Genomic DNA, 22,993 nt, shown 5'->3' on the forward strand with positions numbered 1-22,993 from the left:
GGCCGTACCACCCCCGGACGCCCTCTCCCTCCACCACCAGCCGGAGGAATCCCACCCCGTGAACACCCCCGACCACGAGAGCACCACCATGAACACCCCCCTCGGACGGACCGACGACGCGACCCGCCGCACCCCGGCCGAGCCCCCCGCCATCCGGGAACCCCGCCATGTGCCGCTCGCCCATGTGGTACGCGGCGGGGCCATCGAGGGCGTCCACCACGGCTCGGTCGTCGTCCTGGCCGCCGACGGCCGGGTCGCGTTCCAGGCCGGCGACATCGACGTGGCCTTCTACCCGCGCTCCGCGCTCAAGCCCGTCCAGGCCGTCGCCCTGCTGCGGGCCGGGCTGCCGCTGGACGGGGAGCTGCTGTCGCTCACCGCCGCCAGCCACTCCGGCCAGCCGCGCCATCTGGACGGCGCCCGCCGCATCCTCGACCGGGCCGGGCTCACCGAGGCCGACCTGCGCAACACCCCGGACCTGCCGTACGGCGCCGCCGAGCGCGACGCCTGGCTGCGCGACGGCGGCGAGCCCACCCGGCTCGCCCAGAACTGCTCCGGCAAGCACGCCGCGATGCTGCTCACCGCCCAGCTGCGCGGCTGGCCGCTGAGGGACTACCTCGACCCGGCCCATCCGCTGCAGCGGCTGATCGCCGAGACCGTGGCGGACCTCACCGGGCAGGGCATCGCCCGGGTCTCGGTCGACGGCTGCGGCGCGCCGCTGTTCTCCGTCTCCCTGCGCGGGCTCGCGACGGCCGCCGGCCGGATCGCCTCCGGCGCCATGGACACCCCCGAGGGGCGGGTCGCGGCCGCCCTGCGCGCCCATCCGGACATGGCGTCCGGCACCGACCGGGACGTGGCCCGGCTGATGCGCGCCGTACCGGGCCTGATCGCCAAGGACGGCTTCGAGGGCGTGCAGATCGCGGCGCTGCCCGACGGCCGGGCCGTCGCCGTGAAGATCGCAGACGGTGCGGACCGCGCCCGGATGCCGGTGACCGCCGCGGCGCTGGCCCACTGCGGGATCGACCCCGGCGCCCTCGCCGAGTTCGCCACCACACCGGTGTACGGCGGCGGGGCCGCCGTCGGCGGTGTGCACCCCACCGACGTCCTGGCCCAGCCCACCACCTGACCGCCCACCGTTCCCAGGAACCGAGGAAGACCGCACACCATGAGCGCCACCGGCCATCGCCGCGAACACGACCTGCTCGGCGACCGCGACGTCCCCGCCGACGCCTACTGGGGCATCCACACCCTGCGCGCCGGCGAGAACTTCCCCATCACCGGCACCTCCATCTCCGCCTATCCGCATCTGATCAGCGCCCTGGCCGCCGTCAAGGAGGCCGCCGCCCGCGCCAACGAGGACCTCGGGCTGCTCACCTCGGAGAAGGCCGACGCCATCGCGGCCGCCTGCCAGGAGATACGCCGGGGCGCCCTGCACGACCAGTTCATCGTCGATGTGATCCAGGGCGGCGCCGGGACCTCGACCAACATGAACGCCAACGAGGTGATCGCCAACCGGGCGCTGGAACTCCTCGGCCACGAGAAGGGCGACTACGCCCACCTCCACCCCAACGAGGACGTCAACCTCAGCCAGTCCACCAACGACGTCTACCCCACCGCCGTCAACGTCTCCACGATCATCGCCGTCCGTGAGCTCCACACGGCCATGGAAACGCTGCGCCAGGCGTTCGCCGCCAAGGCCGAGGAGTTCCGCGACGTCCTGAAGATGGGGCGCACCCAGCTCCAGGACGCGGTGCCCATGACGCTGGGCCAGGAGTTCTCGGCGTACGCCGTGATGCTGGAGGAGGACCAGAGCCGACTGCTGGAGGCCGCCACCCTGGTACACGAGATCAACCTCGGCGCGACCGCCATCGGCACCGGCCTCAACGCCCCCGAGGGCTACGCCGAGGCCGCCCGCCGCCACCTCGCGGCCATCACCGGACTGCCCCTGGTCACCGCCGCCAACCTGGTGGAGGCCACACAGGACTGCGGCGCGTTCGTCCATCTGTCGGGCGTCCTCAAGCGCATCGCCGTCAAGCTCTCCAAGAGCTGCAACGACCTGCGGCTGCTCTCCTCGGGCCCGCGGGCCGGGTTCAACGAGATCAACCTGCCCCCGGTGCAGGCCGGTTCCAGCATCATGCCCGGCAAGGTCAACCCGGTGATCCCCGAGGTGGTCAACCAGGTCGCCTTCGAGGTGATCGGCAACGACGTCGCCATCACGATGGCAGCCGAGGCCGGACAGCTCCAGCTCAACGCCTTCGAGCCGATCATCCTGCACTCCCTCTCGGAGAGCGTCACCCATCTGCGCGCCGCCTGCCTGGTGCTGGCCGAGCGGTGCGTCGCGGGCATCACCGCCAACACCGAGCGGCTGCGCACCTCCGTGGAGAACTCCATCGGCCTGGTCACCGCGCTCAACCCGTACATCGGCTACGGCGCGGCCACCAGCATCGCCAAGGAGGCCCTCGCCACGGGCCGCGGCGTGGCGGAACTCGTCCTGGAGAAGGGCCTGCTGCCCGCCGACCGGCTGGCCGAGGTGCTCCGGCCGGAGGAGGTGGCCGGACAGCCCTCAGGGCTCCGTTCGTAGCCGCGCGACCGCCGGGGCCGAGCTGCGGGGGAGCAGTTCGCCGGGGTGGTCCGGGCCTGCCACGTCGATGCGGACGCTGTCGGCGATGCGGTAGGGGCGGTGCGCCAGCACCGCCCCGACGCGTCCGCGCAGCCGGGACATCGCGGCCCGTACGGTCACCGTCCGCGTCGGGTCCCCGAACAGGTCCTGGGCCAGCTGGGCCGCCGTGCGCCCCTCGGGGTGCGCGGCGAGCACCAGCAGCACTTCGGCCTGGCGGGCGCTGAGTTCATGGGTCCAGGTGCCCGAGGGGCCCGAGAAGGTCAGGGACCAGTGGTGCGGATGGCGTACGTCCAGCAGCAGATCGCCCCAGCCGGCCGGACCGCCCCCCTCGGCGGGCTCGCCGTCCAGCACCCGCAGCAGATGGCCGCCGGGCAGCGGCTCCACCGCGCACGCGCCGAGCGCCGGGAGCCACACCGGCCCGTCGTACGGCGCCTTCGCCAGCGGCAGCCGGCGCTCGCGCGGGGTCACCCCGGTCACCCCGGCGATCCAGCCGTGCTGATCGATCACCACGGCCTTGCCGCGGATCCGTGCCAGCAGCGGCGCGGCGACCGCGCGCAGGCCTTCCAGCTCCCGGCTGTGGGCGATGCGCAGTTCGCCCTCGGCCCACCGGGCGGTCGCGGTGACCAGGGAGAGCACCGTCGGATGGGCGGTCCCGGCGGGGCCGCTGACGTCGATGACGCCCAGCAGCCGTCCGTCGCGCGGGTCGTGGACCGGGGCGGCGGCGCAGCTCCAGGTGTGGAAGGCGCTCACGAAGTGCTCCGCCGAATGCACCCGTACGGGGGACTTCACGGCGAGCGCGGTGCCGATTCCGCTGGTCCCGGCGACGTCCTCGGCCCAGTGCGAACCCTCCACGAGCGCGATGCCGTCGGCCTGCCGACGCACCCCCCGATGGCCGTCGATCCACAGGATCCGGCCCTCCGCATCGGCGATGATCATGATGTGCGCGGCCGCCTCCGCCGCCTCCAGCAGTCCGTCCCGCAGGGTGGGCAGCACCTCGGCCAGCCGGGTCTGCCGCCTCCGGCGCTCCAGTTCGTCCAGGCCCAGCGGCCGTGGCGCGCGGCCGTGATCGGGGTCGAGGCCCAGGCGCAGCATCCGGTCCCAGGAGGCGCCGATCACCGGGCGGGCGGGCAGCGGAAGCCGCCCCCGGCTCAGCGCCGCCTCGCGGATCACCGCCATGAGACGGGCCGATTCGGCGGGGCTCAGCGCGGCCAGGGGACTGGCGTCGCGCGGGTGCTGGATACGCATGGATGGCAGCCTTCAGCCTCTGCTGAGCGGGGCTTCGTTGCTCCGCGATTGTAGTGAAGAGGTGCGGCGGGGGCTGCGGTCGTGAAGCCGTGGAGAAGCGGCGATGACGAAATGCGAAGCTCTCCGGGCCATGGCTCCTACGGGGCGGGCATGGCCAGTTCGGCCCAGATGGTCTTGCCCGTGGCGGTCTGCCGGGTGCCCCAGCTCTCGGTGAGCTGGGCCACCAGCAGCAGTCCGCGGCCGCCCTCGTCGAAGGCGCGGGCGCGGCGCAGATGCGGTGCGGTGGCGCTGCCGTCGGAAACCTCGCAGATCAGGGCCCGGTCACGGATCAGCCGCAGCCCGATGGGCGGGGTGGCGTGCCGGATGGCGTTGGTGACCAGCTCGCTGACCACCACCTCCATGGTGAAGGCGGCCTCTTCGAGCCCCCACGCGGCCAGCCGTTCGGCGGCCTCCCGGCGGGCCCGGGCCACCACGGCCGGGTCGTCCGGCAGCTGCCAGGTGGCCACGCTGTCCGCGTCCAGCCCCCGGGTGCGGGCCAGGAGCAGGGCGATGTCGTCGGTGGGGTGGCCCGGCAGGAGCTCGGTCAACACCGCCTGGCAGAGGCCGTCCAGGGCGGCGGCGGGCCGGGCGAGGGTGGCGCGCAGGGTGTCGATCGCCCTGTCGACGTCCCGGTCGCGGGACTCGATCAGACCGTCGGTGTAGAGGGCCAGCAGGCTGCCCTCGGGCAGTTCGAGCTCGGCCTTCTCGAACGGCAGGCTCCCCAGCCCCAGCGGTGGCCCGCCGGGCAGGTCGAGCAGGGTGGCGGTGCCGTCGGGCGTCACCAGCACGGGCGGCGGATGCCCGGCCCGGGCCAGCGAGCAGCGGCGGGAGACCGGGTCGTAGACGGCGTACAGACAGGTGGCGCCGACCTGCGCGTTGGTCACCCCCACGGCCTCCGCCGAGTCCACGGCCTCCGCCGGGTCCGCACCACCGTCGTCGTTCTCCGTCTCCTCCGACAGATGGTTGATCAGATCGTCCAGATGGGTGAGCAGCTCATCGGGGGCGAGATCGACGTCGGCGAGGGTGCGCACCGCCGTCCGCAGCCGCCCCATGGCCGCTGACGCCCGTACGCCATGGCCCACCACATCGCCGACGACCAGGGCGACCCGGGCGCCCGACAGCCGGATGACGTCGAACCAGTCGCCGCCCACCCCGGACCGGGAGTCGGCCGGACGGTAGCTGGAGGCGACCTCCACCGCGGCGCTCGGGGGCAGGGTGCGCGGCAGCAGACTGCGCTGCAGGGCCAGCGCGGTGTGCCGCTCGTGGGTGTACCGCCGGGCGTTGTCGACGCAGACGGCGGCCCTGGCCGTCATCTCCTCGGCGAGCAGCAGATCGTCCTGCTCGAACGGCTCGGGGCGGCGATGCCGGGAGAACGTGGCCACGCCGAGGGTGGTGCCGCGGGCCCGCATCGGAACGGCCATCGTCGAATGGAGCCCGAACCGGCGGATCATGGCGGCCCGCTCCGGTGCCTCGTCGGCCCACCGGGCGACGGCGGGGTCGGTGACCCGGTTCAGCATCGCCCGCTCGGCCTTCAGACACTCGGCCGCGGGGGAGAACTCGGGGTAGGCGGCCACCTGCCCCGGCTCCAGCACGGCCTCCGGGCAGCCCGCGAAGACCGACCGGCAGGCGACCCGGCGCAGCAGCACATGGCCGCCCGGCGGGCCGGGGCGCGGTTCGCCGCCGTCGTGCACCGCGGGCAGCAGATCGACCGTCACGAAGTCGGCGAGTGCCGGGACGGCCACATCGGCCAGCTCCTGCGCGGTCCGGTCGATGTCCAGGGTGCCGCCGATCCGCACACTGGCCTCGTTGAGCAGGGTCAGCCGCTGCCGGGCGGTCAGCTGGGCGGTCGTGTCGTGCGCGGACAGCATCACGGCCGCCGTCCGGCCCTCGCCGTCCAGCAGCGGGGCGACGACGGCGGACCAGGCGAGCGGGCGGGGATGGCCGGGCATGGGCGTGGCCAGCTCCAGCCGCTGCCCCTCGCCCGTCTCCAGCGCCCGCCGCATCGTCCGCTCGGCCGACTCGGATTCGGGGCCGGGCAGGATCTCCGGGATCCGCAGCCCCCGCATCTCCGCCTGCTCCAGGCCCATCACCCGTTCCAGGTCGTGGTTGGCCCAGCGCAGCCGCAGCCCGGTGTCGCAGACCGCCATCGTGCAAGGGCCCTGGAGGAAGGAGCGCCGCATCAACTCCTCGTCCCCCGCGGCGTCCCCGGCGCGCGGCACGGCGGAGATGATCAGCCACTCGGGGGCCCCGGCGGACGAGGTGCGGCGGTGCGCCAGCAGCCCCAGCCGCACGGTGGAGCCATCGCGGCGCAGCAGCGTGACCCGCCCGTTCAGCCGGGCCGGCGGGGAGGGGGAGCGGAGCGCGGCCGGCACCTCGGCGCGGGCGGACGAGGAGTCCTGGAGCAGCTCGGCCACGGGCCTGCCCACGATCTCGGCGGGGCGGTAGCCGAGCAGCCCGCGGGCCGCCTCGTTCCACTGGGTGACGATGCCGTGCTCGTCGACCGTGGCCTTGGCGGTGGCCCCCTCGCCGAGGAGATCGCCCGACCGGACGGACCACTCGTCCCGCGGGGTGTCCGGTCGCGTCATGCTGTCATCTCACCCTTGTCCCGGTCCTCCGCCGTGGACGAGGTGACGGCTCCGCCGTGGCGCCCTTGGCGGAAAGTGAACCAATGGTCGCGTCTTCAAGTATGCCCACGGTGAGAGGGGTCGGCACACGGTGCGCGGCCTGCGCATGATGGCCGGAGCCGGCTGTCACTCTCTGCTGGTACTGTCCCGGATCACAGCGAAACGAACAGAAGTTCTGCAAGGGGTGGGGTTTATGGCCATGGTCGTACATGGGGGACATGGCAGGGGCGCCCGTGCGGCCGGTGCCGTACTCACCGCCGTGCTGCTCTGCGGCGGCGCGGTCGGCTGCGGATCGTCGGGGGCGGACGGGAAGTCCGAGGGCAAGGCGGGGGAGAAGTCCTCGGAGCAGGTGCGGATGGCCCCGGCGGCGGCCGTGCGCGCGGCCGCCGAGAAGAGCGAGAAGCTCACCTCGTTCCGCTACCGGATGAGCGGCCGCACCCCCGAGGACGGGCGGATCGAGGGCGAGGCGGCGATGAGCACCAAGCCGCTCGCCGTCAGCATGAAGATGCGCGCGGCCGGCCAGGGCTCGGACGCGGCGGTGGAGATCCGGATGGTCGACGGGGCGATGTACCTCGACGGGGGCAAGGAGGCCGCCGCCGGGCTGGACGGCAAGACCTGGCTCAAGCTGGACCTCGGGGCGCTGGGCGAGAAGGCGACCGGCGCGCTGGCCGGCGGTTCGCTGTCCCGCCAGGCCGACAAGAACCCGGCCGAAGAGTCGGCCTTTCTCTCCGGCGCCGACGATGTGAAGCGGGTCGGCGAGGAGACCATCGACGGGGTGCGCACGACGCACTACCGGGGCACCATCAGCCTCCGCCAGATGCGCGCGAGCCTGAAGGGCGAGGACGCGGCGACCCGCGAGCGCCGCGAGAAGAACCTCAAGGCGTACGAGGGAATGGGGGTCGACCGGCTGTCCATGGACATGTGGATCGACCCGGACGGCCACACCAAGCGGTTCCGCATCCGCGGCGAGGGGGACAAGGGCCCGCTCGACATGACCATTACGTTCTCGGCCCTCAACGAGCCGGTCACGGTGCAGGCGCCGCCGGCGAACCAGACCATGGACCTCTCCGAGCTGGCGCGGGGGGCCGAGGGCTGATCCGGCGGGGGCGGCTTCGCCTGTGGGCGGCCGCGGCGGGCTCAGGCGCCCGGTGCCCCCGCCCCGGCCGTGAGGGCCGAGTCGTCCTCCACCCGCGCGCCGGGCAGCCGGTGCCGGGCGGCGATGAGGGCGGCGTCCACGTCCCGCGTCCCGGTGGAGACGCACAGGGTGTAGGCGAGGTCGTCCATCCGCTGCCGTACCTCGGTGCCGCCCGAGTCGGCGTGCAGCGTCCGCAGCGTCTCGTACTGCTCGATGAGGTTCTGAAGTACGACCGGGTGGGCCATCAGCACGGCAAGTGATCCTTTCTCAGCCGACGGGTTGACGCCAGGCGTGTACCCCCGTGGCCGGGGGCCATGTACGTGATTCGGCTGACAGGGCCCGCGGGGGGATCGGACGCGGGTCAGATGTCGTGCCGCTCCAGGGGCTGGTTGGCCGGGCCCTGGAGCACCCGGCCGTCGGTGCCGAAGCGGGAGCCGTGGCAGGGGCACTCCCAGGCCCGCTCGGCGGTGTTGAACGCCACGAGACAGCCCAGATGGGTGCACCGGGCCGAGACCGCGTGAGCTGTGCCGTCCTCGTCCCGGTAGACGGCGCGGCGCCGCCCGTCCAGGCGGACCACGGCCCCGGTGCCCGGGGCGATCCGGTCGACCGAGTCGGCGCCCGGGGTGCTCAGCCGGTCGCCGACGAAATGCTTCCCGACGTGGAACTGGTGGCCGAGCAGCGCCGGGGCCTCGCGCAGCGCGGTCCCCAGCCGCCGGGGGTCGTACAGCCCGGCCCACTCCGGCCGCTCACCGCCGATGAGCGCGGTGAGCAGCCGGCCCGCCATGATGCCGCCGCTCAGGCCCCAGCCCGCGAAGCCCGTCGCGACATAGGTGTGGCGCGCGCCGGGGTGGAAGGGGCCGATCAGCGGCACGGTGTCGGTCGGGTCGTTGTCCTGCGCGGCCCAGCGGTGGGTGATCTCCACGCCGGGGAACCGCTCCCGGGTCCAGTCCGCCAGCCGCTCGAAGCGCTCGGCGGTGTCCCCGGTGCCGGGGGTGAAGCTCTCCCCGGTCACGATCAGCAGCCGCCGCCCGTCGCCGTACGGCGCGGTGCGCACCGACCGGGTGCGCTGGTCCGGGGTGATGTACGCGCCCCGCGGATCCCGGTCGGCGGGAAGGGGACCGGCCACGACGAGTTCGCGGCGCGGCGAGAGCCGGGCGAACAGCAGCGCCCGGTCGAACACCGGGTAGTGGGTGGCGATCACCACGTCCCCCGCCGTCACCACCGCCCCGCCCTCCGTGGTGACCCGGCAGGGGGTGCCCTCCTCCAAGCCGGTGGCGCGGGTGTGCTCATGGATCCGGCCGCCTCGGGCGCGCAGATCCTCGGCCAGCCCGAGGAGATAGGCGCGCGGATGGAACTGCGCCGCTCCCTCGACCCGGACCGCGCCCGCGACCGGGAAGGGCAGCCCGGTCTCCGTCACATACGAGGCGGGCAGCCCCGCCTCGCTCGCGGCCTCCGCCTCGGCGCGCACGGTGTCCGCGCGCGCCGGGTCCTCGGTGTAGGTGAAGGCCGGGACGCGCTCCAGATCGCAGTCGACACCGAGCTCGGCCGCGATCGCCACCGCCCGCTCGACGGCCTCGGACTGCGACCGCGCGTACATCCGCGCGCCCTCCGGCCCGCGGGTGCGCCGCAGCCGGTCGTAGATGAGCGAATGCAGCGCCGTGAGCTTGGCCGTGGTGTGGCCGGTGACACCCGCCGCGATCCGGCCCGCCTCCAGCACCGCCACCCGGTGCCCGGCCCGGGCCAGCTCCCACGCGGTGCTCAGCCCCGCGATCCCGGCGCCGATCACGGCGACATCGACCTCCAGGTCCTCGGTGAGGGCCGGGTGGGGGGTGCCGGGCGGGGCGGTGGCCATCCAGTACGACTCGGGCGCGCCGGGAAGTTCCGTCATCGTCCCCGAGTGCCCACCGGCGCCCGCCTGAAGCGGCTGGGCGGACGCGGCGGGCGAACCGGCCGCCGCCTACACCGGGCCCTCGGCCGCGATCAGCGCCGAGGCGGCCCGGGAGTGCGGCGAGTCCAGGGTGGTGAGCTGCTGCCCGGCCCGCTTCAGCAGCGCAGCCCGCTTTCGTCTGGGCTGGCGTTGATTGAGCATCGGGGCAGGTGGGGGCGGGCGCGGGCCGCATCGCCGACCACCGGCCAGTGGGGGCGAGGCCTGGTGGCGGCATCTGTGGCCTGGAGCCGAGGCCGTTGCCGGACTGCGGATCCCCATGGTCCGGAGCCCCGGTGGGGGTGCCCCCTTCACGAAAACACTTGATCTGATGCAACTAATTCGTCAAACGTCTTCGAGAGGGGTACCCCGACCCCCCGCGGTCCGGATCGGCGCGAAGACCGGGCCGGAGGGGGCCGCGACCGGGGCCCGCCCCCACCGGCCGACCGCCGGCGACGGGCCTTGGCCAGGGCACCCCCGCCCCCATGCTCAAAGGCGCCGAAGGCGCGAAACGGCGCCGCACAAACTAGTCAACGCGGCCCCGGTGCGCGCATGGCGTGCAGCGGTCCGCGGTGCAGCGGCGTGGTGCGCCACCGCGCGGTGAAGACGCGGTCGGCGAGGGAGCAGGTGACCACCAGGTGGTGTGGGGTCTCCAGGAACGCGATGTCCACGGTCAGCGTGTCCGGGTCCGTCCAGCCCCCGCTCACCGCCGTCGGAACGGGCGCCTCCGGCCCGGTGTGCACCCGCCACCCCGCGCCGTCGAACCCCAGGTCCAGCCGGGACGCCCGCTCGGCCAGCGAGACGGCCCAGCCGCCGGAGCCGTCCTCGGCCACGGTGACCCCGGTCAGGGTCGGCTGGTCCGCGCAGACGCCGCCTTCGGGGGTGAACTCCGCGCCCGACCAGGCGCCGGGGTCCGAGAGCGGCGCGGGCTTCGCCGCCGGCGGAGGCAGGGCGAGCCGGGACAGCCGCCGCTCCAGCGCGGCGTCCTCGTCCTCGCGGCCGGTGAGCGGCGCGTCGCCGAACGCGGGCAGCAGATGTTCCCAGACCGCGTCCAGGACGGCCTGCATCCGCTCGGTGTCCGCCGTCGTGGCGATCACCACATCGTGCTCGGGCAGCACCAGGCAGAACTGCCCGTACGCCCCGTCGCCCCGGTACCCGTGCCGGGACATCCAGAACTGGAGCCCGTACCCACGCCGCCAGTCCGGCCCAGAGCCGCCCGCCATGGGCTCCTCGGTCGGGATCCACAGCCGGGTCGCGTCCTCGACCCAGGAGGCCGGAAGCAGCCGCTCGCCCTCCCACTCACCGCCGCGCAGATACAGCAGCCCCAGCCGGGCGATCGCGTCGGTGGCCGCGAACAGCCCGCTGAAGCCGAGGTCGCGCCCGGCCGGCACCTGCAGCCAGGCCGTCTCGCCGATGCCCAGCGGATCGAACAGGCGAGGCCGCAGGTACTCCGTCAGCGACTGCCCGGTGACCCGCTGGACGATCGCGGCGAGCGTGTACGTGGCGGGCTGGTTGTACGCGAAGACGGTGCCCGGCGCGCGATCCGGCGGCAGTCGCAGGAAGCCGCGCACGGGCTCCTCCGGATCCAGCCCGAACGCCCGCTCCAGCGTCTCCTCGAGGTGTCCGCTGGCCATCGACGCGACATCGCGTACGAGCATGGCGCGACTGCCCGGGTCGGTGATCTCCGCCTCGAACTCGGGGAAGTACGAGATCACGGGGGCGTCGAGGTCCAGCAGACCGTCGGCGGCGGCCAGCCCCGCCGCCGTGGAGGTGAAGCTCTTGCTGAGGGAGTAGAGCAGATGCGGCCGCTCGGCGGTGTACGGCGCCCACCAGCCGGAGGCGACCAGCCGGCCGTGGCGCAGGATCATCAGACTGTGCGGCTCGATGTCCGGCGCGCCCTCGACGGCGTCGAGGAAGGCGTGGACGCCCCGCGCGTCCACGCCCTCGGCGGCGGGGGTGCTGGTGGGCAGCGGATGAGCACTCATCAGACGGGTCCTCGTGGGGTCAGGAGTGGGCTGCGCCAACCCTCCCCGGCGGGGCGGCGGGTGTCCAGAGGGTTTTGTGCCGCCCGGCCGGGCGGAGGGCGCGGCCGCGGCGGGCCGGGGGCTCGCTGAGAGGATCGGTGGTGACGGATCGACGGTGACGGATCGCCGGTGATCCGCGAACGCACCAGACGCCGGAAGGAACGAACACCTCGTGACCGACTCCGTGACCGATCGCGTGACCGACGACGACGCCGTGCTGACGCGCGTCGAGGGCCGCGCCGGACATCTCACCCTCAACCGGCCCCGCGCCCTCAACGCCCTCACTCATCCGATGGTGACCCGCGTCGCCGAGGCCCTCACCGCCTGGGAGCGGGACCCGGCCGTGGCGGCCGTGGTGCTCGACGGGGCGGGGGAGCGCGGGCTGTGCGCGGGCGGCGACATCCGCCTGATCCACCAGGACGTGACCTCGGGCGGCGGCGCGGCCTCGCGGGCGTTCTGGCGCGACGAGTACACGCTCAACGTCCGGATCGCCCGCTACCCCAAGACCTACGTGGCCCTGATGGACGGCATCGTGATGGGCGGCGGCGTCGGGGTCTCGGCCCACGGCGGTGTGCGGATCGTCACCGAGCGCTCCCGGGTGGCCATGCCCGAGACCACCATCGGCTTCGTACCGGACGTCGGCGGCACCCATCTGCTGGCCCGCGCACCGGGCGAACTGGGCACGCATCTGGCGCTCACGGGAGCGTCGGTGGGCGCCGCCGACGCCCTGCGCTGCGGGCTGGCCGACCATGTCGTCCCCTCCGGGGAACTGCCCGCGCTGACCCGTGACCTGGCCGCGGAGCCGGTGGCGGACGTCCTGCCCCGGTACGCCGTCGAGGCCCCGGCCGGGACCCTGGACGGCCACCGGGAGTGGATCGACCAGTGCTATGCGGCGGACACCGTCGAGGAGATCGTGGACCGGCTGATGGCCGTCGGCGAACCGGCCGCCAAGGAGACCGCCGAGACCCTCCTCGCCAAGTCCCCCACCGCGCTGAAGGTCACCCTGGCCGCCGTCCGCGGAGCCCGGGCGCTCGGCTCGCTGGAGCGCGTCATGGAACAGGAGTACCGCGTCTCCTGCGCGGCCCTGTCCCGCCCGGACCTCGTCGAGGGCATCCGCGCCCAGGTGATCGACAAGGACCGCCGCCCCCGCTGGACCCCGGCGGCCCTCGCCGAGGTCACGGACGCGGAGGTGGCCGGTTTCTTCGCGCCGCCCGTCGACGGTGACCTTCGCCTCGGCGACGCGCCGTAGCCGGACGATCCGTCGACGTCGATGGGGGGACCGTCGGCGTCGACGGAGCAAAATAGTGTGCCAAGCGGCACGCCTCGACGGGGCGACCCGGCCCGGCGTGCGGTCACCAGCTGCTCTTGGTCACCCCGGGGAGTTCGCCGGCGTGGGCCATCTCGCGGAGCCGGATGCGGGACAGTCCGAAGGTGCGCAGATGGTTGGTGCTGAGGGTGAGCCGGATGCGGCGGCCCTCGCTCGGCAGCCAGTAGCGCTTGCGCTGGACGTTGGGATCGAACCGGCGCTTGGTGCGGCGGTACAGCCCGGTATCCACCCCGCGTACCGGCCCGTCGTCTTCCGCGACCGGGCCGCCGGCCGCGTCGAGCGGTTCGAGTGGCGCTACGGACACGGGCTGAACGCAGCAGCAGCGCCGGCCGGCCCGTGCGATCACGAACGCGCGGGGGATGGCGCTGCTGCCCTACGTCCCGGGCCACGGGGTGCCCGCCGTGTGGCAGGAGGGGGATCAGCCCGCCGCAGGCGTCACGATCCGTCGGACGTCCTCCAGGAATTCACCGGCGCACCGGCTCGGTGCTGTCGGCCGCCGTGTTCAGATCGCGGTCGAGGGTCTCCGGGGACATCCGGGTGGCGACGAGGCTGACCGCCGTGACCAGCGACATATAGATGGCGACCGGTATCCAGGAGCCGGAGAACGCGGTGAGGAGCGCGCTGCAGATCAGCGGGGCGACCCCGCCGCCGATCAGCGAGGAGAACTCCCGGCCCAACGTGACGCCCGCGTAGCGGTAGCGCTTGCCGAACAGTTCGGGGAAGTAGCTCATCTGGACGCCGACCGAGCCGTGGCAGGCCAGGATGAAGCCGATGACGATGGCCACGGTGATGGCCACGTGGGAGCCGGTGTTCAGCGCGATGAAGGTCGGGGCCGGGAGCAGTACCAGCGCGGCGGCGATGGTGGAGTACACCGGGCGCCGCCCGAGGCGGTCGGAGAGCGTGCCGAAGCAGATGGCCGCCAGACCGCCGCACAGGGCCCCGATCAGCAGCACCTGGGGGACGAAGTCCTTGTCGACGCCGACGCTGGACACCAGGTAGGAGGCCATGAAGACCTGGTACGTGTAGGACTGGGTGCTGACGCCGAAGTTCATGAACAGCGCCAGCAGCATGGGCTTCCGGCCGTGCTGGAAGACCTCCTTCACCGGTGAGGCGGGCCGCTCCCGCTGCTCCTTGAGTTCGGTGAAGACCGGACTCTCGTTGAGCTTGCGGCGCAGCACCAGGGCGATCACGGTCACGAGGAGGCTGCTGCCGAAGATCAGCCGCCAGCCCCAGCTCATCAGAGCGTCGTCGGACAGGCGTTGGGCGAGGATCCAGGCCACCGCGCCCAGGGCGGTGCCCAGCGCGGCGCCGGTCATGACGAGGGAGGACAGTCTGCCGCGACGTCCTGGGGCGGCGGTCTCGGTGAGCAGGATGGCGCCGCCGGACTGTTCGGCCCCGGCCCCGAACCCCTGTCCCATACGGCAGATGAGCAGCAGGATCGGGGCGAGCAGCCCCACCTCGTTGTAGGTGGGCAGCAGTCCGATGGCGAGGGTGGAGCCGCCCATCAGGAGCAGGGTCGCCACCAGCACCCATTTGCGGCCGAGGCGGTCGCCGTAGCGGGAGAAGAAGAGCCCGCCGAGCGGGCGGGCGGCGAAGCCCACGGCGTAGGTGCTGAAGCTGGCCAGGATGCCCACGGACGGTGAGGCGTTGGGGAAGAACAGATCGCTGAAGATCAGCGCCGATGCGGTGCCGTAGATGACGAAGTCGTACTGCTCGAGCGCGGTGCCGATGAGACCGGCCAGGGCGGCGCGGCGCACCGTGCGGGGGTCGGCGGGTGGTTCGGAAGGGGTGGAAGGGCCGGAGGGGGAAGTGGCCGGCGACGGGGGACGCGCCGTGGCGGGGGTGGGATTGCTGTCCATGATCCATGCCTCCTTGAACGGATCGATGCAGCGGAGCGGTGGAGGGGAGGGCAGGCGAAAGGGGACGGGGGAAGTGGGGAGGGACGGGGGAAGTGGCGAGATGGGCGGGATAGGGGGCGGGGTCAGCGGTGGGCGGGGGTCCGGAGGGCCCCGGCGGCGTCGGCTGCCGCGGCGGCGGGGCCGTGGCGGACGATGAGGTCGATCAGCTCGGATACCCGGGCGGCGAAGTCCGGGTGGTCTCTCAGCCCGTCGCCGAGCAGCCCGCTGTCCAGGACGGCCTCGACGAAGGACGGCCCGGAGGCGGTGGCGCCCCGTGCGGCGATGGTGGCGAGCGTCTCCCGGGCGGGGTCCGCCATCGCGGTGGCGTGGGGGCCGGGGGAGAAGCCGGGGCGCGGTGCCACGCAGCACAGATAGGCGGCGACGGTGAGGGCGAGATGGTGGGGCATGCGCCCGGCCCGCAGGTGGAACAGGGCGGGTTCGGGGACCCGTTGGCGCAGTTTGACCGAGCCGTCGGAGCCGACCTGCCGGGTGCGGTGGCCCAGGGCGGTGTTGGCCCAGCGGTCGAAGAGCTGTCCGATGTAGTGGTCGAGGTCGATGTCGGTGGGCACGGTGAGGGTCGGCAGATAGTCGTCGTGGAGCACCGCGCGGGCGGCTTCGGCGATGAACGGCCGGGCGGTGGCGCCCGGGATGGTCTCCCGTCCGTCCAGCGCGCCGAGGTAGGCGATGAGGGAGTGGGTGCCGTTGAGCAGGCGCAGCTTGAGCAGTTCGTAGGGTTCGACGTCGTCGGTGAAGAGCGCCCCGCCGGTTTCCCAGCGCGGGCGTCCGGCGGCGAAGCGGTCCTCCATGACCCACATGCTGAAGGGTTCGGCCGGCACCGGGACGGTGTCGCGTACGCCGAGGTGGGTGGCGACGGCGTCGCGGTAGGTGCCGGTGGTGGCGGGGACGATGCGGTCGACCATGGAGTTGGGGAAGGCCACGGCGGATTCCAGCCAGGGCGCGAGGTCGTCGCGTTCGGCCGCCGGGAGGGCCTGGGTGAACTCGTGGACGAGCCGCCTGGTCTGGGCTCCGTTGCCGACGAGGTTGTCGCAGCTGAGCACGGTGACGGGCCGGGCGTGGGTGCGCATGCGGCGCTGGAGGCCGCGGACGATCTGGCCGATGGTGGTCCGTGGTGGCGTATCGCCGCGCAGGTCGGCCTGGACGGCGGGGGCGTCGAGGTCGAGGCCGCCGGTGCGCGGGGAGAAGGTGTAGCCGTGTTCGGTGACGGTCAGGGTGATGACGGCCGTGGTGCGGGCCGCGAGGGCGTCGAGGAGGTCGTCGGGCTGTTCGGTGGCCACGAGGGTGCCGGTGTGCACGGCGGGGACGGTGACGCGGGTGTCGTCGGGGGAGATCTCCACGACGGCGTAGGCCATCTCCTGGTCGCGCATCGCCCGCGCCACGGTGGCGGAGTGGCTGGCGACGCCGAGGATGCCCCAGGGGCCGTCGGTGTGGCGCAGGGCGGCGGCGGTGTGGACGGCCTGGTGGGCGCGGTGGAAGTTGCCGAGGCCCAGGTGGACGATGCCGGTTTCGGCGGGCGGGCGGGGGAGGGTGAGGGCGGCCGCCGGGGCGGTGGCGTGGCGGAGGCGGGGGAGGGCGTGGGGCATCGGTGTCACCAGTCCGTCATCGAGCCGTCGAGCCGTCGCGCGACCGGCAGATAGGCGGGTTCGTAGGGGTGGCGGGCGGCGAGTTCCTCGTCGATCTCTACGCCGATGCCGGGGGTGTCGCCGGGGTGGAGGTGGCCGTCGGCGTAGGACCAGGCGTGCCGGAACACCTCGTGGACCAGGGGTTGGTAGCCCATGTACTCCTGGATGGCGAAGTTGGGCGTGGCCAGGCCGAGGTGGAGTGAGGCGCCGAGGGCGATGGGTGAGATGTCCGAGGGGCCGTGCGGTCCGAGCCGTACCTGCCAGAGGTCGGCGAGGGTGGCGATGCGCCGCAGATGGCTGATGCCGCCCGCGTGGCTGACACAGGTGCGGATGAAGTCGATCAGCTGCTCGGTGATCAGCGTCTGGCACTCCCAGACGGTGTTGAACACTTCGCCAATGGCGAGCGGGACGGTGGTGTGGTGGCGGATGTGCCGCAGCACCTCCTGGTTCTCGGCGGGGGTGACGTCCTCCAGCCAGAAGAGGTCGGCCGGTTCCAGGGCGCGGCCGAGCCGGGCGGCCTCGCCGGGGGTGAGCCGGTGGTGGGTGTCGTGGAGCAGTTTCAGCTCGGGGCCCACGTGTTCGCGTATCCGGGTGAGGAGGCGGGGGATGTGGCGGAGGTAGGCGTCGGTGTCCCAGGTCTCCTCGACGGGGGCGGCGCCCCGGCCGGCCGGTTCGTATCCGGTGCCGGTCCTGCTGACCCCGTAGACCATCTCCAGGCCGGGGACGCCGCTTTGGGCCCGGACGGCGCGGAAGCCGCGGTCCCGTCGTACCTCGATGGACTCCAGCAGCTGGGGGAGGTCCCAGCCGGTGGCGTGGGTGTAGGCGAGGATCCGGTCGCGGACCGCGCCGCCCAGCAGCTGGTAGACGGGCTGTCCGGTGGTCTTGCCCTTGATGTCCCACAGCGCGATGTCCACCGCGCCGATGGCGGTCATGGTCACGGGTCCGCGCCGCCAGTAGGCCCCGCGGTAGAGGTATTGCCAGGTGTCCTCGACGCGGGCCGGGTCGCGGCCGATGAGGAGGGGGGCGAGGTGGTCGCGGAGATAGGAGGCGACGGCGAGTTCACGGCCGTTGAGGGTGGCGTCGCCCCAGCCGGTGACGCCGTCCGCGGTGGTGATCTTGAGGAGGACGAAGTTGCGGCCCGGGCTGGTGACGAGGACGTCGACGGCGGTGATGGTGTCGGTCGTCGTCACGGGGCCACCGCCACCACGTTGTGGAGCGGTTCGCCCGCGGCGAGCCGGCGGATGTTGGCGGTGATGTCGGCGGTGCGGTGGACGAAGGTCTGGCGGGTGAGGCCCGAGGAGTGTGGGGTCATCAGCACGTTGTCCAGCGTGTCGAAGGGGTGCTTGCCGGGGGCGGCGGTGTGCCCGTCGGCCGGGTAGTGGTACCAGACGTCGATCGCGGCGCCGCCGATGGTGCGGTCCCTCAGCGCCTCGTACAGCGCGTCCTCGTCCACGACGGGGCCACGGCCGACGTTGACCAGGACCGCGTCCGGGCGCATCCGGGACAGCTCGGCCGCGCCGATCAGCCCGGTGGTGTCCTCGGTGAGCGGCACGGACACCACCACGGCGTCGCAGCTCTCCAGCAGGGCGTCGAGGTCCTTGACGGCCCCGGCCCACAGCAGTCCGTGGGCCGCCGCGTCCACGTCCCCGCTCCGGGTGACGGCGACGCCCCGCGCGCCGAACGCCTGGAACAGCCGCCAGCAGCGGGCCCCGATGTGGCCGAAGCCGACGAATCCGACGGTGGCGGCGGTCAGGTCCTCCGCCCAGGGGGCCCGTGGGTCATGGGCGGGCGAGTCCCAGTGTGCCTCCCGGCGCAGCGCGGTGTGCTGGCGCAGAAAGCCACGGCGCATCAGGATCGTGGCGGATACGAGGTATTCGGCGATGGCGTTCTCGTGGTGGAAGGTGTTGGCCACCCAGGTGCCCGGCGCCAGCGCGGCGATGTCGATGTTGTCCGTTCCCGCTCCGGCGGCGTGGACCAGCCGGAGCCGGGTGGCCGCCGCCGCCATGGCGGCGGTGCACCGGCCCGAGACGAGGACGTCCGCGTCCGCCACGGCGGCTTCGACCGCCTCGGTGTGCCGGGGGTCGGGCCAGCGGACGGCCGTGCCGTGGGGGAGGGCGGCCTCGAACTCGGTGCGCAGCGGGGCGAGATTGGGGTCGGCGACCACCACGGTCAGGGGGTCGGCGGTCATGAGGCGTCCTTGGTGGCGGGGATGGCGGGGACGGCGGGTGTGCTGGGCACGGCGGTCGTGGCGGGCGCGATATCCGTGGCGGGCGTGCCGGGCGCCGCCGTGGCCGTGGCGGGCCGGTGCCGGGGGGTGTGGGTGGTGGCGGGGCCGGTGGAGTCGCGCACGATGAGCTGAGTGGGCAGCCGGTGCGTGCGCGGGATCTGCCGCTCGCCCGCGAGGACCTGCCCCAGCATCTGCAGGCTGAGCGCCCCGGCGCGGGCCATCGGCACGGCGACGCTGGTCAGGGACGGCTGGGAGACCTCGGCGAAGGGGATGTCGTCGAACCCGATGACGCTGAGGTCGCCGGGCACGCTCAGCCCCAGCGCCCGGGCTCCGGTCAGCACACCGAACGCCATCAGGTCGTTGTGCGCGATGACGGCGGAGGCGCCCGAGGCCATGACGCTCGCGGCGGCGGCGGTGCCGCCCGCCACCGTCTCGGACTGCCAGCCCAGCAACTCCAGCTCCAGCCCGGCGCGTTCGGTCTCGGCGCGTACGAGGTCGACGCGGTGGGCGTTGGACCAGGAGCGCCGCATGCCCTGGATGTAGGCGATCCGCCGGTGTCCGAGGGCGGCGAGGTATTCCACGGCCTGGCGCATCCCGTGGGCGGCGTCGGCGAGCACACAGTCGGTGCCGGACGTTTCGCGGTTGACCAGCACGGCGGGGGTGCGGCCGCAGATGTCGAGCACATCGTCCGCGTCCAGCCGGGGAGAGCACACGACCAGGCCGTCCGCCCGCTCCTTCAGGTGTGCGAGGACCTCGCGCTCACGGTCCGGGTCGAGGTCGGTGTCGGCGAGGACGACGGTCTGCCTGCGGTGCCGGCACTCGCCCTGTGCGGCCTTGACGAAGGCCCCGAAGACGGGGTTGGCGATATCGGGGACGACGAGCGCGACGGTGGCGGTCTCGGCGCGGGCCGCGGTGGGGCTCTCGGCGGTGCGCGCCACGGGTGGTTCGTACCCCAGTTCCTGCGCGACGGTCAGCACCTTGCGCAGGGTCTGGGGGCCGAGCCGGCCGGGGTCGCTGAACGCCCGGGACGCCGTGGACAGCGCCACATTGGCGCCCTTGGCGACATCGGTCAGGGTGGGGGCCATGGCAGCCCGTTACCGGTGTGACGGGGTGGGGTGGATGAACGGCATGTGGCATGGTCTTCACCGTTGCGCAACCTTGTCAATGCTTGCCAAAACATTGGCAAGGCCGGTCGGCGCCGAAGTCTTCCGTGGTCCGGAGGGGTCTTTCCCGATCCGGCGAAGTCTTCCCCGGCTCAACGGGTGCATGCGTGCGCGTGTATGCACATAATGGCGGCATGGAGTCGCATCACCACGGACATCGGCACCAGCTCGCTCATCTGCTGAAACCGCACTCCCACGAGTCGGCGCAGAAGGTCGACTCCGCGCTGGAGTCCTCCGCCGAGGGCATGCGCGCCCTGTGGCTCTCCCTCGCCGTCCTCGGCGCCACCGCGGTCCTCCAGGCCGCGGTCGTCGTGCTGTCCGGCTCGGTGGCGCTGCTGGGCGACACCGTCCACAACGCCGCCGACGCGCTGACCGCGCTGCCGCTCGGCGTGGCGTTCGTCCTGGGGCGCCGCGCGGCGAACCGCCGGTTCACCTACGGCTACGGCCGGGCCGAGGACCTGGCCGGGATCGTCATCGTCCTGACCATCGCCGCCTCGGCGGCCCTGGCCGCGTACGAGTCCGTGGAGCGGCTGCTGCACCCGCAAGCCATGTCCCACCTGGGCGTCGTCGCGGTCGCGGCGGTCCTCGGCTTCATCGGCAACGAATGGGTGGCCCGGCACCGGATCCGGGTCGGGCGGCGGATCGGCTCGGCGGCCCTGGTCGCCGACGGGCTGCACGCCCGCACCGACGGCTTCACCTCCCTGGCCGTGCTGCTGGGCGCGGGCGGCGCGGCGCTCGGCTGGCAGCCCGCGGACCCGATCGTCGGCCTGGCCATCACCGCCGCCATCCTGCTCGTCCTCAAGGACGCGGCCCGCGAGGTGTTCCGGCGGCTGATGGACTCCGTCGACCCGGCGGTGATCGACGCGGGCGAGGCCGCCCTGCGCGAGGTCCCCGGAGTGCTCGGTGTGACCGAGCTCCGGATGCGCTGGATCGGCCACCGGCTGCGCGCCGAGGTCACGGTCGAGGTGGACGGGGGCCTGGATCTGCGGGCGGCACACGATGTGGCGGTCGGGGCCGAACACGCCCTCCGCCACGCGGTGCCCCGGCTGACCGCGGCCCTGGTGCACACCGATCCGGCCCCCGGGCCGGGCGCGGAGGACCCGCATCGGCTGCTGGCCCACCACGCCGTGTGAGGAGATCCCGTCGGCGTCCGCCGCCGAGGCTCAGTCGTGCGGCGGGGCCCCGGTGACCATGTGGTCCGCGTGGTTGACGGCCTCGGTGACCAGCCGGCGCAGATGGCCGTCGTGAAGGGAGTACACCGAGCGGCGGCCCTCCTTGCGCACCCGGACCAGCCCGGCCAGCCGGAGCTTGGCCAGATGCTGGCTCACCGCCGGGCGGGCCGCCCCGCTGGCCTCGGTGAGGGTGTTGACATCGGCCTCGCCCCGGGCGAGGGACCACACCAGATGCAGCCGGGTCGGGTCGGACAGCAGCGAGAAGACACCGGCGGCCGTGGCGAACTGCGCCGCGCCGCTGGGATGCGTATGCGACCGGGTCGCAGTTGGGGAGGGTTCGCTGACCGGCATGTCCCCATCGTAGAGCGGCGGGCGAACGGCGGACCCCGCTCGGCCCGCATGGTGTCGAGGGGGAGGGCCCTGGCCGGTGGCCGAAACCCGGCACCATACTGGGGCCCATGCACTACGCCGTCTCCCGCCAACTCCCGCTGCCGCGCGCCCTCGGGCCGGTCAGCGGCTCGCACCCGCGCCGCCGGACCGGGTACGGCCTCGACACGGGCCGGGGCTGAGCGATGGGGGACACGGTGAACACCCCTGCCGGACCGGGGGAGTTGCGGCGGCGCATCGGGGTCTTCGACGCGGTCGTGGTCGGCCTGGGGTCGATGATCGGCGCGGGTGTCTTCGGGGCGCTGGGGCCCGCCGCGCGGGAGGCGGGGACGGGGCTGCTGTTCGGCCTGGTGGCCGCAGGAGTGGTGGCGTACTGCAACGCCACCTCCTCCGCGCGGCTGGCCGCCCGCTATCCGCGGTCCGGTGGCACCTATGTCTACGGCCGTGAGCGGCTGGGCGACTTCTGGGGGTATCTGGCCGGCTGGGGGTTCGTGGTCGGCAAGACCGCCTCCTGTGCGGCGATGGCCCTGACCGTCGGCTCCTACGTCTGGCCCGCCCAGGCACACGCGGTGGCGGTGGCGGCCGTGGTGGCGCTGACGGCCGTCAACTACATGGGTGTGCACAAGGCCGCCTGGCTGACCCGGGCGATCGTGGCCGTCGTGCTCGCGGTTCTCGCCGCCCTGGTCGTCGCACTCCTCACCGCCGGGGAGGCAGACGCCGCACGGCTGGAGATCGGCGGCGACGCCACCCTCGGCGGGGTGCTGCGCGCGGGCGGCCTGCTGTTCTTCGCCTTCGCCGGATACGCCCGGATCGCCACCCTCGGCGAGGAGGTCCGCGACCCGGCGCGCACCATCCCCCGCGCCATCCCCCTCGCGCTCGGCATCACCCTGGCCGTCTACGCGGCGGTCGCGATCGCCGCGCTGACCGTGCTGGGCAGCGGCGGGCTCGGCGCGGCGGGCGCCCCGCTGGCCGACGCCGTGTGCGCCGCCGGGCTCCCGGGGCTGGCGCCGGTGGTACGGGCGGGCGCCGCGGTGGCCGCGCTGGGGTCGCTGCTCGCACTGATCCTGGGCGTCTCCCGGACCACCCTGGCCATGGCCCGCGACCGGCACCTTCCGTCCGCACTGGCCGCCGTGCACCCCCGGTTCGCGGTGCCGCACCGCGCCGAACTGGCCGTGGGCGCGGTGGTGGCGGTCCTGGCGGCGACGGCGGATCTGCGCGGTGCGATCGGGTTCTCCTCGTTCGGGGTGCTGGCCTACTACGCCGTCGCCAACGCCTCCGCCTGGACCCTCACCCCCGCCGAGGGGCGGCCACCGCGGATCGTGCCGGGGCTCGGCCTGGCCGGCTGTCTGGTGCTGGCCTTCGCGCTGCCGGTCTCCTCGGTGGTCTCCGGCGCGGCGGTGCTGGCCCTGGGCGCCGCGGCCTACGGGGTGCGGCGCGCGACGGCCGCGTAGGCGATCCCCGCCACCGCCGTCGCACGAGGACCTTTCCCCCATCGGCCGACCGGCTGGGGGATGGCGGAACGGGGAGTGTGCCCTGATCGCTTCCATTCGTCACGGGTGCTGGGGCGGGGC

At 73.7% G+C, this 22,993-nt stretch carries 19 protein-coding genes; 6 read left to right on the top strand and 13 right to left on the bottom strand.

Annotation, left to right across the window (positions count from 1 at the left end; translation table 11 throughout):
• Positions 1-88 precede the first annotated feature (88 nt).
• Together LIV37_RS45245 and aspA are read left to right on the top strand one after the other, a co-directional pair.
• Entirely contained in the window at positions 89-1,123 is a 1,035-nt protein-coding gene (locus tag LIV37_RS45245; RefSeq protein ID WP_121826762.1) for an asparaginase, read from the top strand.
• Positions 1,124-1,162: 39 nt separating this feature from the next.
• Positions 1,163-2,578 (top strand): aspartate ammonia-lyase, encoded by a 1,416-nt coding sequence (aspA, locus tag LIV37_RS45250; protein WP_020873779.1) that lies wholly within the window; start codon positions 1,163-1,165, stop codon positions 2,576-2,578.
• Here the strand turns inward: aspA and LIV37_RS45255 are convergent.
• On the bottom strand, positions 2,561-3,862 hold the full coding sequence (locus tag LIV37_RS45255) for a GAF domain-containing protein (RefSeq protein WP_020873780.1): 1,302 nt from the start codon (positions 3,860-3,862) through the stop codon (positions 2,561-2,563). The genes aspA and LIV37_RS45255 overlap by 18 nt on opposite strands.
• 137 nt (positions 3,863-3,999) lie before the next feature.
• Entirely contained in the window at positions 4,000-6,486 is a 2,487-nt protein-coding gene (locus tag LIV37_RS45260) for a SpoIIE family protein phosphatase (RefSeq protein ID WP_020873781.1), read from the bottom strand.
• Between the two features lie 232 nt (positions 6,487-6,718).
• Between LIV37_RS45260 and LIV37_RS45265 the strand changes: the two genes are divergently transcribed.
• Entirely contained in the window at positions 6,719-7,621 is a 903-nt protein-coding gene (locus LIV37_RS45265; RefSeq protein WP_020873782.1) for an SCO4651 family lipoprotein, read from the top strand.
• A gap of 41 nt (positions 7,622-7,662) precedes the next feature.
• Here LIV37_RS45265 and LIV37_RS45270 read toward each other — a convergent pair whose 3' ends face one another.
• The 4 genes from LIV37_RS45270 to LIV37_RS45280 form a co-directional block, all read right to left on the bottom strand.
• The gene (locus LIV37_RS45270) at positions 7,663-7,911 is read right to left on the bottom strand and encodes a DUF5133 domain-containing protein (protein WP_020873783.1); all 249 of its coding nucleotides are present in this window, start codon (positions 7,909-7,911) and stop codon (positions 7,663-7,665) included.
• Between the two features lie 110 nt (positions 7,912-8,021).
• Complete coding sequence (locus LIV37_RS45275) at positions 8,022-9,548, bottom strand: FAD-dependent oxidoreductase (protein ID WP_020873784.1); 1,527 nt, start codon at positions 9,546-9,548, stop codon at positions 8,022-8,024.
• A gap of 69 nt (positions 9,549-9,617) precedes the next feature.
• Positions 9,618-9,749, bottom strand: coding sequence for a hypothetical protein (locus LIV37_RS51930; protein ID WP_020873785.1), 132 nt, complete (start codon positions 9,747-9,749; stop codon positions 9,618-9,620).
• Positions 9,750-10,114: 365 nt separating this feature from the next.
• A complete protein-coding gene (locus LIV37_RS45280) occupies positions 10,115-11,569 on the bottom strand; it encodes a serine hydrolase domain-containing protein (protein ID WP_020873786.1) in 1,455 nt (484 codons plus the stop codon).
• 211 nt (positions 11,570-11,780) lie between these two features.
• Here LIV37_RS45280 and LIV37_RS45285 point away from each other — a divergent pair, with 211 nt between their 5' ends.
• A complete protein-coding gene (locus LIV37_RS45285; RefSeq protein ID WP_020873787.1) occupies positions 11,781-12,857 on the top strand; it encodes an enoyl-CoA hydratase/isomerase family protein in 1,077 nt (358 codons plus the stop codon).
• A 103-nt stretch (positions 12,858-12,960) separates the two neighbouring features.
• On the opposite strand, the gene LIV37_RS45290 is transcribed toward LIV37_RS45285, so the two are convergent.
• The 6 genes from LIV37_RS45290 to LIV37_RS45315 all read right to left on the bottom strand — a co-directional run bounded on the left by LIV37_RS45290 (position 12,961) and on the right by LIV37_RS45315 (position 19,785).
• Positions 12,961-13,164, bottom strand: coding sequence for a L28 family ribosomal protein (locus LIV37_RS45290; protein WP_121826761.1), 204 nt, complete (start codon positions 13,162-13,164; stop codon positions 12,961-12,963).
• A gap of 235 nt (positions 13,165-13,399) precedes the next feature.
• On the bottom strand, positions 13,400-14,794 hold the full coding sequence (locus LIV37_RS45295; RefSeq protein ID WP_020873788.1) for an MFS transporter: 1,395 nt from the start codon (positions 14,792-14,794) through the stop codon (positions 13,400-13,402).
• Positions 14,795-14,916: 122 nt separating this feature from the next.
• Positions 14,917-16,434, bottom strand: coding sequence for a mannitol dehydrogenase family protein (locus LIV37_RS45300; protein ID WP_020873789.1), 1,518 nt, complete (start codon positions 16,432-16,434; stop codon positions 14,917-14,919).
• A 5-nt stretch (positions 16,435-16,439) separates the two neighbouring features.
• Positions 16,440-17,645, bottom strand: a complete 1,206-nt coding sequence (gene manD, locus LIV37_RS45305; protein ID WP_185058133.1) for a D-mannonate dehydratase ManD — start codon at positions 17,643-17,645, stop codon at positions 16,440-16,442.
• Positions 17,646-17,659: 14 nt separating this feature from the next.
• On the bottom strand, positions 17,660-18,661 hold the full coding sequence (locus LIV37_RS45310; RefSeq protein ID WP_020873791.1) for a 2-hydroxyacid dehydrogenase: 1,002 nt from the start codon (positions 18,659-18,661) through the stop codon (positions 17,660-17,662).
• On the bottom strand, positions 18,658-19,785 hold the full coding sequence (locus LIV37_RS45315) for a LacI family DNA-binding transcriptional regulator (RefSeq protein WP_020873792.1): 1,128 nt from the start codon (positions 19,783-19,785) through the stop codon (positions 18,658-18,660). The genes LIV37_RS45310 and LIV37_RS45315 overlap by 4 nt, the downstream gene beginning before the upstream one ends.
• 212 nt (positions 19,786-19,997) lie before the next feature.
• On the opposite strand from LIV37_RS45315, the gene LIV37_RS45320 reads away from it, so the two are divergent.
• On the top strand, positions 19,998-20,996 hold the full coding sequence (locus tag LIV37_RS45320) for a cation diffusion facilitator family transporter (RefSeq protein ID WP_020873793.1): 999 nt from the start codon (positions 19,998-20,000) through the stop codon (positions 20,994-20,996).
• A 30-nt stretch (positions 20,997-21,026) separates the two neighbouring features.
• On the opposite strand, the gene LIV37_RS45325 is transcribed toward LIV37_RS45320, so the two are convergent.
• Positions 21,027-21,386 (bottom strand): ArsR/SmtB family transcription factor, encoded by a 360-nt coding sequence (locus tag LIV37_RS45325; protein WP_020873794.1) that lies wholly within the window; start codon positions 21,384-21,386, stop codon positions 21,027-21,029.
• A gap of 221 nt (positions 21,387-21,607) precedes the next feature.
• On the opposite strand from LIV37_RS45325, the gene LIV37_RS45330 reads away from it, so the two are divergent.
• Entirely contained in the window at positions 21,608-22,873 is a 1,266-nt protein-coding gene (locus tag LIV37_RS45330; protein ID WP_121826607.1) for an APC family permease, read from the top strand.
• Positions 22,874-22,993: the final 120 nt, after the last annotated feature.

Origin of the sequence: Streptomyces rapamycinicus NRRL 5491, from assembly GCF_024298965.1 — a bacterium.
In the GTDB taxonomy this organism is placed as follows: domain Bacteria; phylum Actinomycetota; class Actinomycetes; order Streptomycetales; family Streptomycetaceae; genus Streptomyces; species Streptomyces rapamycinicus.